Origin of the sequence: Zafaria cholistanensis (genome assembly GCF_008580665.1) — a bacterium.
In the GTDB taxonomy this organism is placed as follows: Bacteria; Actinomycetota; Actinomycetes; order Actinomycetales; family Micrococcaceae; genus Zafaria; species Zafaria cholistanensis.
In genome coordinates, this window is sequence record NZ_BKDJ01000005.1 from 96709 (window position 1) to 108305 (window position 11597).

Sequence of the window (11597 nt, forward strand, 5' to 3'; positions counted from 1 at the left end):
CCAATGTGCCGAGCATGGCGGCCGCCCCCTGGCCGGTCCGGTCAGAATAGCGGACGAAAATCCACTGCGGGAGGGGGGAAATGTACTGCAGCGGCCCGTAAAAGATCTAAGGGCCCTGCCCGGGGCTTCCGCCCGCGGGCAGGGGGAAACCTTTCCGGGGTAACACTTCGGCCCGGGCAGGTTCGCCCGGGCAGGGCCGGTGCGGATCGCGGTACTGTCGGCGGAGGAGTGCGCGGCAGCCAGGAACGGCCGGCTCATGCACGACCGGGACGTTTGAAGGAACACAGGAAGCGCAGGTAACGGATGGCCCCCTCTCGATCACGCCTTTCGGAGGCGTTGCTGCCCGGTGGCGAGGAGCCGGACCCGCGCTTCACGCTGGCCAACGAACGCACCTTCCTGGCATGGATCCGCACCGCGCTGGCCTTCATCGCCGGCGGCATTGCCCTGGAGGCTTTCGCCGGCACAGCCATCGCCGATCCGTGGCGCACCGTGCTGTCCCTCTTCACCGTCCTCGTGGGCCTGCTGCTCAGCGTGGGAGCCACCGTGCGCTGGCTGCGCGTCGAGGCCAGCATGCGCCACGGGCGCCCGCTGCCGCTGCCGCTGCTGGCTCCGCTGCTTGGCTTGGGTGGGGCGGTTGCCGCAGCCGCCGTCGTGGCCGTGATTATCACCTGATGGGCGGCTCCGAACCGGCCCTGCGCCTCCACGAGGACCCGGGGCTGCAGCCGGAACGCACCGTGATGGCCTGGGGACGGACCATGCTGAGCCTGTTCGTGGCCTCGGCGGTGTTTCTGCGGTGGCTGCCCCACTATGGGCCGGCAGTTGTGCTTCTGATGCTGCTCTCGGGCCTCGCCGCCGCTGGAATCTACGCCTCGCAGCAGCGCCGGTACCGGAATGGATCCGAAGGCATCCGCGCCGGCCGCGTCGAGGCGGACATCGTTGCCGTCGTGTCTACGGGGGCCTCGGTCGCGGTGCTCGGCGTCCTTGCGCTGTGGATTCTGGCGGCCAAGGTCCTGTCCTGAATGGTCCTGTCCTGCGTGGTCCTGTCTCAGACGCGCGCAGCCGGTGCCGCGCAGAGGACAGAGGACAGAGGACAGAGGACAGGGGCATGCTTCTCCTGCCTTCGAGTTGAGCAGGCCGGGCCGGCGCCCCCCCCGGGCACCGGGCCGGCCCATGGATTAAGTGAAGCGCTGGCGCGTTTCAGGTGCGCACGCGCTGCGTTTCATCGCGGTTACGGCTGAGACGGGGTGTGTGGCCCCTGCCTGCCGGCGACCCCAAAACGGGGGGCTCTTTGCTGTGTCCGGCCGCATTGTTGGCCTGCGGAGGCGGACTTACGCTGAAGCGGTCAGAGAAGGTCACGAGGATTTCTGGGAGGCCGCCATGCCGGAATTCATGGACGTTCACCGCGGGATGGTCGGGATTACACCCGAGGCCCTGCATGAGGCGCACAACGCCGACCTGGCCATTCAGGAGGACGAGAAGGTCCAGTTCAAGAAAGCGTGGGCGGACCCCCAGTCCGGCGTCGTGTTCTGCCTGTCCGAAGCACCGTCCGCGGATGCCGTGCAGCGCATCCACGAGCGCACCGGACACCCCGCCGACGAGATCCATCCCGTCCCGCTTGCCGTTTAGGCGCGGCACCTGCCAGCGCCGGGGGCGCTTTTCGTGAGACGCTCAATCCCATGAGACATCATGCACGGACCGGGTCCGGGGGACCCTGCCTCCTGGTGGGTGGCCTGCCGGCTGGCCTGGCAGTGAACCTGGCGGCCGGCACCGCGCTGCCCGCCCCGTGAGGCCGGTTCCGGCCCTGCGGAAAGCGGCGGGGGAGGAAAGGCGCCGGGCGCCGGGCCTCCTCCGGCGGATGGCCACCGCCCGCCTTGTGCCGGGGATCGCCGCGGCCGCCGCCGCGGCCGTGCTTGCATGGCTGGCCCACCTGCTGGCCCCCGCCGTTCCGGCCCTGACGGTGGCCGTGGTCCTCGGTATCGCGGCAGCGAACTTCCCCGCCACCGCGCGGCACGTCGGCGGCGTCCTCGGGCCTGGGCTGCGCTTTGCCGCGACAAAATTCATGCGCTTGGGCATCGTCCTGCTGGGCCTCAAACTCAGCATCGTCGACGTCCTGGGGCTCGGGTGGCCGGTGCTGGCCGCCGTCGTCGGCATCCTGGTGATCACGTTCTGCGGAACCTACGGGATGGGAAGGGCGCTCCGGCTGCCTGGCAGGCAGCCGCTGCTGATGGCTGCCGGGTTTTCGATCTGCGGCGCCTCCGCCATCGGGGCCATGTCCGCGGCGACCGGAGCCACGCGGCGGGAGGCCGCAGCCCCGGTGGCCATGGTGACCCTGTGCGGAACACTGGCCATCCTGGTGCTTCCGGTCGCCGGGACGCTCCTGGGACTTGCGCCGGAGGACTTCGGCTTCTGGGCCGGCGCCAGCGTCCATGACGTGGGGCAGGTGGTCGCGACCGCCCAGACCGCCGGGACGGCCGCGCTGGCGGCCGCCGTCGTCGTCAAGCTCACCCGGGTGCTCATGCTGGCGCCCATGGTGCTGGCCGTCTCGGCCGCAGGCCGCCTCCGGTCCCGGCGGGCCGGGCCTGCCGGGGAGGCGAAACTGCCTCCCGCCGTACCGCTGTTCGTGGCGGGGTTCCTGGGGGCCGTTGGGCTGCGCAGCCTCGGGGTCCTGGATGCGGGCACGCTGGAAACCGCCGGACACGTCCAGGACTGGCTGCTTACCCTGGCACTGTTCGGGCTCGGCACCGGAGTCCGGGCGCGGGACTTCACGGGCAAGGGCTCGCGGATCGTGGTGCTGGCGGTGGTTTCCTGGATCCTTGTTGCGGGGTTGTCGCTGCTGGCCCTGCTGGCGCTCTGACGCCGCCCGCGCCGGACTCCACCCGTTCCAGGGTTCTGCAATGCGGCACTGCGCGAAGCAGGTTTTCCGCAGGCCGCCGCTCCCGGGCCTCCTGGCCCGCGGCTCCCGCCACATCCGGCCCGACGGCGGGTGCCTCCTTCCAGGGAAGGGGCGCCCGCCGACGCCGGCTGTTGATGATCCGCGCTACCCGGGGAACTGGACGTTGGGGACGTCCGGCTTCCCGTCGTGGTCCTTGTCGCCATAGGCTTTCATGGCGAGTTCGTCGGCGAGCTTCTCATCCCCCCGGATCGGGACGACTCCCTCGTTGACTTCGCCCTTGTGATGCTTTTTGTGCGGCGCCTTGCCCTCGTGGGATCCTTTGCCCCCGTGCGGGCCGCTGTCCTTTTCGTTGCTGGTGCCCATGCAACGACGGTACGCGCCTGCGGCGTGCGGATGAAGGGGGGAGGGGTCGGGAGGGCAGGCGCGGGCCGTGTCTACGGCGGGCCTACGCCGGGTCCCCCTCCGGACGCAGCAGCGGCGAGGCCTCCACGCCGTGGCCTTCTCCCAAGCCCGCCACCACCTCGCGCAGGGCTTCAAGCGAACTCTTCCGCGGCGACCAACCCAGCTCCTGGCGGGCCCGGGTGGTGTCCACCAACGGGGCCCCGGCGGCCATGTCCACCCATCCCGGGTCCGCGGCCAGCACCCGCAGGTGCCATGCGGCCGCCACGGCCCCGCGGACCAGCCCCGTGGGAAGCGGCAGCCAACGCCTGGCCCCGAACAGGGAAGCCACCGCGCCGGGACCCAGCACCGGCTCGCCGGCGATGTTGAAGGCTCCCGTGGCGCCGCGCTCCACCACACGCCAATAGGCCTCCGCCGCGTCCTCGGCATGCACGGCCTGGAAGATGAACGCTTCAGGGTACGGCAGCAGCGGAAGGCGCAGCCGGTGCACCCCGCGCACCGGCAGCCACGGGCCCACGAAGAACCGGCGCACCTCGCTGCCCGCCCGGGCCTGGAAGATGAGGCCCGGCCGCAGCCGTGCGACCTTCACCGAGGGGTGCCGTACGGCGAAGCGGTCCAGCAGCGCCTCCTGCTCGCCCTTGAAGCGGCTGTAGGACGAGGCCGGGATCCCGTCGACGGGCCAGGACTCGTCCACCCGCCGGTCCTTGGGCCCGGGGCGGTAGGCCCCCACGCTGGAAGCGCACACCACGTGGCCGACGCCGGCCCGTGCCGCCGCCTCCAGCATGGCCGCGGTGCCGTCCACGTTGATGCGCCGCATCGCGGTTTCGTCGTGGCTGGGCTGGACCACCCACGCCAGGTGCACCACGGCGTCGCACCCGGCGAACACTTCGGCGAGCCGGTCCACGGCATCGGCGGCTGAGACGTCGACCGCGCGCCAGCTGGCGGCGTCGTAGGGCGCGGCCGTGGCATCGGGCAGGCGGCGCGCCACGCCCACGACCTCCAGGTCCCCGGGATGCCCGGCCCGTTGGGCCGTGCGGATCCGGTGGAGCAGGGCGGTCCCCATGTTGCCGGTGGCCCCTACGACGGCGATGCGCATGGCTTCGAGGGTACGCCCCCGCGCCCGGATGCTCCTACGGGATCTTGATCTTCAGGACCTCGGCCTTGCCGCCGTCGTCGTTCTTCCTCCCGTCGAGGTTGCCGGTGGCGTTGTGGTAGTGCAGGAACAGGGCCCTGGCCTCGGTCTCGCCCGACGCGCGGTGGGCGGTCAGGGTCTGGCCCGGGAGGTCGGCGAAGACGGTTCCGGCGCCCGAGCCCTTGAACCACAGGTCCGGGGTGATCGCGTCGTAGCCGATCCACTTCGTGGAATCGACGGGCACCAGGTTCCCGCCGGCGTCGCGGTTGAAGTAGCTGTAGGTGCTCACGCGGTAGCTGACGGGCGCGCTGGACTTTCCGGCCAGGCCCAGCGCCTTGAGGGAGACCGGCAGCGAGACCACGTTGGTGTCAAAGGTATTCGTGTCCACCTCGCCGGTCTGGGTGTTGACCGGCCGCAGGTCCACCAGTCGGGAGGTCGCCAGGTTCACCGTGACGGCCACGTCCAGGTCGGCGTTCCCGTACGGGGAGCTGAACGTGAGGTAGTCGGGCTGCCCGTCGCCGTTGGTGTCAATCTCCACGTCGATCTCGGTGGCCCCGGCCAGGTGCGCCCAGTTGCCCCAGGTGCTGACGCCGAAGCTGAGCGTGCCGTCGGCCGCTCCGGCCACGGGCGCGTCGCTGGCGGCGCCGACGTACTGCAGGTCCATTTCGCGGCCGCCGGCGACGGCGTCGAGCTTCCGGTTCTGGCGGGGGCTGGAGGCGCCGAGTTCGAACGCGGAGACCAGCGACAGGTACCGCGCATCGGACGTGCCCTGGTTGAGGGCGCGTCCGGAGAACGTGACGGTGGACTTGGTGCCGTCCGCCGTGAAGGAGAGCGCCTTGCCGGCGCTCATGGCGGAGGTCGGCTTGGGGGCCGCATGCACGGGCACCCGCAGTTCGGGCAGCCCGTCGGCGGTCAGCCTGAGGCGTCCGGAGGCTTCCGCCACCCACTGGCGCGGAATCCCGGCCTGGTAGCGCTCGCTGGCGGCGGAGAGTGTCTTGGCCATCTGCGCCGGGTCGACCGTCAGGGTCACCTTGACCTTCGCCGTGCCGTGGGCGGGCACCTTCACGCTGGAGCGGTCCAGGGCGTAGCTTGCGCCGGGCAGTTCGACGGCGGGATCGTAGGCGACCGCGTAGGTGCGGTCCGTGCCGGTCAGGTTCCGCACGGTGACCCATCGGGCCTCCGTGTGCTTGGAGGTGGCCAGTTCGTCCACGCCAAAGGACAGGGACACCAGGTCGGGTGCGTCGGTCGCGTAGGCGATCGCCGGCGTCGTCAGGGCGGCGGAGCCGATGGTGCGGCCGGAACCGACGCGGGCGGGTCCGTGCACGTCGCCGTCGGCGTCCGTGACGTCGGCGGCGGCAGTGTTCATGACGATTGCCTTGACCTCCAGCGGGCTGCGGGTGCCGGCGGCGGCAACCAGCGCGGCCAGGCCCGCGGTGTGCGGGGTGGCCATGGAGGTGCCGGTCTTGGAGGTGGCGCCGGCGCCGGTGCCGGCCGCGGCGGAGCCGATGCCGGTGCCCGGGGCCGCAACGTCGGGCTTCACGATGCCCTCGGAGCCGTGCACGCCGCGCGAGGAACTGGTGTTCAGGACGTCCTGGCTGCCGGTGTCCCCGGAGGTCGCAGCGACCAGGTCGGGGGAGAGCCTCACCTGGAGGGTTCCGGCCTCGGCCGCCGGGCGCAGGGCGTCGGAGGAGGTTTTGTTCAGCTGGACCCCCGGGATGGTGCTGTTCCCGCCGACGCTGCCGGTGAAGACCAGGCGCGGGGAGTCGAGCACGACGCCGAGCGCCCCGGCTGCGGCCGCGTTGTTGAAGCGGGGGCCGGAACCGCAGGGGAAGGATCCGTTCTCCTCCCACTGCAGCCAGACCCACTTGCCCTCCAGCGAGCCGGGTGCGAAGGCGTCACAGCCGTACTTGTTGGACGGGGGAGCCGTGACCACCGTGCCGGTGGGCGCGCCGGCGTTGGCGTAGTTGTAGTTCAGCGAGTATTGGCCGGCCGCGGTGCCCGCGTTCGCAGCCGGGGCCAGGACCTCGACGGCGTCGAGGGCGATCTGGGACCCGATGGTGTTGGCAACGGTCAGCGCGGAAGCCGCGTTGCCCGGGCCGCCGCCGACGTCGGTGATGTCCCCGGCGTTGCCGGCGGCGACAACGGAGAGCACGCCCTGCCGGGTGAGCGCGTTGATGATCGCGTTCTCCGGGTCGTCAACGGGGGTGTGGTTCGCGCCGAGGGACATGTTCACGATCTGCGCGCGGTCGGAGAAGTCTCCGTCGCCGTTGGGGTCCAGCACGCGGTCCAGCGCTTCGCCGGTGACCTCGGTGGCACCATTGCAGCCGAACACGCGCAGGCCGACGACGCCGGCGGCCGGGGCGGTGCCCGGGCCCACCCTCATCGCGGCGACCTGGGCGGCGGTGAGGGTGGTGTGGTCTCCGGTGAAGGTGGTGCCGTCGGTGTTGACGCCGTATCCGGCGGCGGTGCCGGCCACATGGGTGCCGTGCCCCTTGGTGGTGCCGGTGTTGCAGTCCAGCGGGTTGGAGTCCGGGCGCGGAACCGGCTGGTAGGCGGGATCCCGTTCGTCCGCGTTGTAGCTGTCGCCGACCAGATCCCAGCCGCCCTTGAATTTCGCCGGGTCATAGAGTCCGGAAGAAGCGGAGGGCAGCGACACGGACTCCCGGGCCTCGCGGTACGCGGCGGCGGTGCCCGGCCCGCCGAAGGTGGCATGGGTGTAGTCGATGCCGGTGTCCAGCACCGCGATCGTCACGCCCTGGCCCGTTGCTCCGAGGGACACCCAGGAGGAGAGCGCAGCCGTGTCGATGACGGCGCCCTTGTTGTCCGGGGTCTTCGGGACGATCGGGGCGACGGAGACGACGTCGGCGCGCCCGGCCAGTTCGCGCAAGCGCTGGGCGTCGCCGCGCAGGGCCACGCCCGGGATGGTGTTGGTGGTGGTGTAGATGACCTCCGCACCGGCCTCCCGGGCGGCGGACCTGCCCTGGGCGGTGATGTCCGCGCGGATCCGCTTCACCCTCGCGGTGTCCTTGGACGGCTTGGCGCGGCCCTTCCGCACGGCCTCGGACTGCGTCTGTTCGAACGCGCCCCCGCCGCCAAACTGGACGAACACGCTGACCTCGCCGCTGGCGGTGGAGAGGGGGCCGGAGACCTTTCCGCCGGTCAGGGAGGAGCCCTGCAGCGCTTGGGCGGTGTTGCCGGGGGTGGGCTCGGGGTCCAGCGGCGCTGCGGCGGAGGGGAGGGCCATGGAGGCGGCCAGGGCCAGCCCCGACGCGGCTGCCACGGCTGCCCGCGCCAGGCGGGGGGGATGCGAGGTGAACATGAGGCTCCTAGAATTCCTGCTGACGGAACGAGACCAGGCAGGTAGAAGATGCTCCCCCGGCTGCTTCCCCGGCGCTGGCTCGCTGCCCAGCCTAGGCGAAGCGCTCCACGAGTTCCGCCATCCGGGGGCGGAAAGCGTGGGGCGTGTTCACCGGACCGGCGGGTCCAGGGCCCCTGAGGCGGCGCCGGCAGCCTTCAGGGCACAGGCCGCCGTCGTTGCGGCCTTTCGCGTCCTCAGGAAAATGCGCAGCCAGCCCGCCAGCCGGACCGCAGGACGGGGCTAGCGGGCGCCGCCCTGCCACAGGGCGTCGAACGGAGCGCTGGAGGAGACGCGGTTCCTGATCCCCTCGGTCACGAACGCCTTGGCGGTGCGGGCGGCATCCAGCGGGGCGGCCCCCTTGGCCAGTTCGGCGGTGATGGCGGCGGCCAGCGAGCAGCCGGCGCCGGACACGGCGGCCTCGCCCACCTTGGGGGCGGAGAGCACCTCCAGTGTGGTGCCGTCGAAGAACACGTCCACGGCCTCGGACCCGGCCAGGCGCACGCCACCCTTGGCCAGCACGGCCGCGCCGGACACCGCGTGGATCACCCGTGCGGCCTCCTTCAGGTCCTCCACGTCCTTGATCCCGATTCCGGAGAGGGATTCGGCCTCGAAGTGGTTGGGGGTAACGAAGGTGGCCAGCGGCAGCAGGCTGGCCTTGAGCGCCTGGTCCGTGTCCAAGGCATGGCCGGGCTCCTGGCCCTTGCAGATCAGCACCGGGTCCAGCACGATGTTGCGCCACTGCCGGCCCTTGAGCGCTGCGGCGACCGTGTCGATGGTGGCCGGGGAGCCCATCATGCCCAGCTTCACGGTGTCCAGGCTGCCTTGGTAGCAGGCCTGCACCGCCTCAAGCTGGTCGGCGATGACCTGAGCCTCGACCGGGACGAAGCGGTGGTTCCAATTGTCCTTCGGGTCGAAGGACACGATGCAGGTCAGGGCGGTGATGCCGTAAACGCCCAGCTCCTGGAACGTCTTCAGGTCCGCTTGCGCTCCGGCGCCGCCGGTGGCTTCCGAACCGGCGATGGTCAGGGTGATGGCGGGGCGGGCGGTGTTTTCGGGGGAAGTCATACACCGATTTTAGGCGGCGGCGCGGACCAGCCCGATGAGGTCGTCGAAGATGGTGCGCACCACCGGCAGGCGGGAGAGCACCACCAGGCGTGCCACGAGGGGGGCGGCGTGGGCGATCAGGCGGCGGCTGCGCCGCTGGCCCGGGGAGGGGTCGTGCGCCCAAAAGAGGACGACGCCGCGCTCGAGCAGCCACAGCAGTTCCGGGAGGTCCTGGCGCAGGGACAGCGGGGGCTGGGGGCGGGCGGTCTCCACGGCCTGCCGCCAGAGCGCCAAATCGCGCCCGGGTTCGGGGGGGCCTTCGGCGCCCGTGAGGGCGGCCCGGACGAAGGCCGGGCCGAAGTCGTGGAAGGGCTCGAGTACCTCAAGCACGGTGTCCAGGACGGCCCGGACGTGGGCCTCCAGGTTGTTGCCCGCCGCGAGCTTGGGCCAGGCGCGGGCACAGTGTTTTTGGCGCAGGCTGCGGTAGAGCTCCCCGGCCAACTCTTCCTTGGAGGCGAAGTAGTAGTAGGTGCTGCCCAGCGACTGGCCGGATTCCGCCGCGATGGCGCGCATCGTGGTCTTCTGGAAACCGTCCTTGGCGAACAGGCGCAGGGAAGCACTTAAGACGCTTTGCCGGGTTCCGGCTGCTTTGGCGGTCTGCATGGTCCTGCTTTTCCTTGCTGCGACGGGGATCCGAAGCAGTTTACCGGCTCTTGAACGCGTTCAAAAACCGGGCGGGCCCGGCGACAGGCCGGGGATCCGGTGGACCCGGAGCCCCGCCGTGGGGCAATGTAGGGTCAGGTGCTGATGCAGCGGGCGCGGGGGCGGAGTTCCACCCCCGCCAGCGACCTCCAAGGGACCGTTCCTCCAGGCCGGGCCGCTTGGCGAACCACTTCCAGATTGGGTGATCCTCGATGGCCGAAACCTCCGCCAGACCGAATGTTCCTCCGCTCCGGCGCGCCGCCTTTGCCGCGGCCGGCAGCCCCTACTTCTCGACCGTGCTGGCCCTGATGGCCGTCGTGGTGATCCTTTCCAACATCGGTGCCTCCAAGGGCGTGACCTTCGGGCCGATCGTCACCGACGGCGGGTTCTTCCTTTTCCCCCTGGCCTACATCCTCGGCGACGTGGTCAGCGAGGTTTACGGCTTCCGCGTTGCCCGCCGGGCAATCGCCACCACCTTCCTGCTGGCGGCCTTCGCGTCCCTGTGCTTCTGGATTGTCATCGCGCTGCCCGCGGCCGAGTGGTACGACGGGCAGGCCGCGCTGGAGCGCACCCTGGGCCCGGTCTGGCAGATCGTCGCCGCCTCGCTGGCGGGCTTCGTGGTGGGCCAGACGCTGAACTCCCTGGTGCTGGTGAAGATGAAGGAACGCTTCGGCGAGAAGGGCCTGATCGCCCGCCTCATGAGTTCCACTGGCGTGGGGGAGTTCGCGGACACGCTGATCTTCTGCGCCATTGCGGCCCCGGTCATTGGCATCGCTGACCTGCCGACCTTCGCGAACTACGTGCTGGTCGGCTTCCTGTACAAGACCGCCGTCGAGTTTGCCCTGGTCCCGGGCACCACCGCGGTGATCCGCTGGTTCAAGGGCCGCGAACCCAGTTACGGTGCCGCAAAGGACGCCGCGGCCGCGGAGGCCTAGGAGGCCTCACCCGGCCGCCTGATGCACTTCCAGGCTACTTCCCGGTGCCGTGGCCGGCGCTGCCCGCGCCGGGAGTGGAGTTCACCCACCCTTCCCTTGCGCGCCGCCACGCGGCCCCGAAGCGTTTGTTGACGATTCTCGTCAAGTCCGCAATAGTGGTGCTCACGACGTTGGGAAATTCCCAACAATGCGTGAGCTGGACCTGAGCATCTCACCTGACCGCCAAGGTGGCTCCTCCCCGTGACGGGAGGCCGCCGTAACTCGAAGGGGATCACCATCCGTATTCTCACTCTTTTGGCTGGAGGGCTGGCCGGATACCTGCTCGGCGCCCGCGCTGGCCGTGAAAGCTACGACCGGATCGTCGACTCCGCCCGGACCGTGATGAAGGATCCGCGGACCCGGCAGACCCTCGGCGACATCGGCAAGACTGTCAAGGAAAAGGCCCCGGAGGCCTCGGAGGCAGCCGTCGCGGCGGCCGCTTCCCTGAAGGACAAGATCCATCTCCGCAAGGGGGGCGCGCCGGACGCGTCCGTTGCCCGCGAGTCCGATGTCGAATCGGACCCGGCGCTGGCTGCGGAGCCGGGCCGCGACTGGACGGACGAGGGCGGAGCAATGCCGGCGGAACCGGCCACCGCTTCCGCCTGACCGGACGCGCGCGCCTTATCCGCGCCCGTCATACCAACTTCACTCGCAAGGTGGGGCTGCGGTGCACCGCAATGGGCGCAGGGCGCCCGGTGCCCCGGGGGCTCCACGGAAAAAGAGGTAATAAAAATGGGAATCATCGGTTGGATCGTTCTTGGCCTGATTGTCGGCGCCATTGCCAAGGCCATCGTGCCCGGCGAACAGGGCGGAGGCTGGTTCAAGACCCTCCTGTTGGGCGTCGTTGGCGCCGTGGTGGGCGGCCTGATCGGCGGCGGCATCTTTGGCATCGGGCTTGAGGAATTCTGGTCCCTGCAGACCTGGCTCGTCGCTCTTGCCGGCGCCGTGCTGGTTCTGCTGGTCTGGGGGCTCGTGACCCGTCGCCGGGCCTGAGCCGGTTTCGGCCGCGGGCCGTTGAAGACAAAACGCGGAAGGGGGGGTGCCGCGTAATGCCCGGACCCCCCCGACCCCGGCGATGGGGCGGTTTACGGCCGG

12 protein-coding genes are annotated in these 11597 nt (G+C 70.8%); 7 read left to right on the forward strand and 5 right to left on the reverse strand.

The genetic code is table 11. The features are described 5' to 3' along the window. The first annotated feature begins 303 nt into the window (after positions 1-303). The 4 genes from NCCP_RS06415 to NCCP_RS06430 all read left to right on the forward strand — a co-directional run bounded on the left by NCCP_RS06415 (position 304) and on the right by NCCP_RS06430 (position 2854). A complete protein-coding gene (locus NCCP_RS06415; protein WP_149956416.1) occupies positions 304-672 on the forward strand; it encodes a YidH family protein in 369 nt (122 codons plus the stop codon). After that, positions 672-1019 carry a DUF202 domain-containing protein gene (locus NCCP_RS06420; RefSeq protein ID WP_149956417.1) on the forward strand — a complete coding sequence of 116 codons (348 nt, stop codon included), beginning with the start codon at positions 672-674 and terminating at the stop codon, positions 1017-1019. The genes NCCP_RS06415 and NCCP_RS06420 overlap by 1 nt, the downstream gene beginning before the upstream one ends. A gap of 358 nt (positions 1020-1377) precedes the next feature. Beyond that, entirely contained in the window at positions 1378-1626 is a 249-nt protein-coding gene (locus tag NCCP_RS06425; RefSeq protein WP_149956418.1) for an SCO4226 family nickel-binding protein, read from the forward strand. Positions 1627-1855: 229 nt separating this feature from the next. Further along, the gene (locus tag NCCP_RS06430; protein WP_149956419.1) at positions 1856-2854 is read left to right on the forward strand and encodes a YeiH family protein; all 999 of its coding nucleotides are present in this window, start codon (positions 1856-1858) and stop codon (positions 2852-2854) included. Between the two features lie 183 nt (positions 2855-3037). Here the strand turns inward: NCCP_RS06430 and NCCP_RS06435 are convergent, their stop codons facing one another. From NCCP_RS06435 to NCCP_RS06455, 5 genes are all read right to left on the reverse strand, one after another. Next, complete coding sequence (locus NCCP_RS06435; RefSeq protein WP_149956420.1) at positions 3038-3256, reverse strand: hypothetical protein; 219 nt, start codon at positions 3254-3256, stop codon at positions 3038-3040. An 82-nt stretch (positions 3257-3338) separates the two neighbouring features. Further along, positions 3339-4388 carry an NAD-dependent epimerase/dehydratase family protein gene (locus NCCP_RS06440; RefSeq protein ID WP_149956421.1) on the reverse strand — a complete coding sequence of 350 codons (1050 nt, stop codon included), beginning with the start codon at positions 4386-4388 and terminating at the stop codon, positions 3339-3341. Between the two features lie 34 nt (positions 4389-4422). Next, positions 4423-7743, reverse strand: coding sequence for a S8 family serine peptidase (locus NCCP_RS06445; RefSeq protein ID WP_149956422.1), 3321 nt, complete (start codon positions 7741-7743; stop codon positions 4423-4425). Between the two features lie 279 nt (positions 7744-8022). Next, on the reverse strand, positions 8023-8847 hold the full coding sequence (locus tag NCCP_RS06450) for a hydroxymethylpyrimidine/phosphomethylpyrimidine kinase (RefSeq protein WP_149956423.1): 825 nt from the start codon (positions 8845-8847) through the stop codon (positions 8023-8025). 9 nt (positions 8848-8856) lie between these two features. After that, on the reverse strand, positions 8857-9489 hold the full coding sequence (locus NCCP_RS06455; RefSeq protein ID WP_149956424.1) for a TetR/AcrR family transcriptional regulator: 633 nt from the start codon (positions 9487-9489) through the stop codon (positions 8857-8859). Positions 9490-9740: 251 nt separating this feature from the next. On the opposite strand from NCCP_RS06455, the gene NCCP_RS06460 reads away from it, so the two are divergent. From NCCP_RS06460 to NCCP_RS06470, 3 genes are all read left to right on the forward strand, one after another. Continuing rightward, entirely contained in the window at positions 9741-10463 is a 723-nt protein-coding gene (locus NCCP_RS06460; RefSeq protein ID WP_149956425.1) for a queuosine precursor transporter, read from the forward strand. A gap of 294 nt (positions 10464-10757) precedes the next feature. Next, positions 10758-11108: a hypothetical protein gene (locus tag NCCP_RS06465; RefSeq protein ID WP_172627319.1), complete on the forward strand. Its 351-nt coding sequence runs from the start codon at positions 10758-10760 to the stop codon at positions 11106-11108. Positions 11109-11234: 126 nt separating this feature from the next. Beyond that, positions 11235-11495, forward strand: coding sequence for a GlsB/YeaQ/YmgE family stress response membrane protein (locus NCCP_RS06470; protein WP_149956427.1), 261 nt, complete (start codon positions 11235-11237; stop codon positions 11493-11495). The last annotated feature ends 102 nt before the right edge of the window (positions 11496-11597 follow it).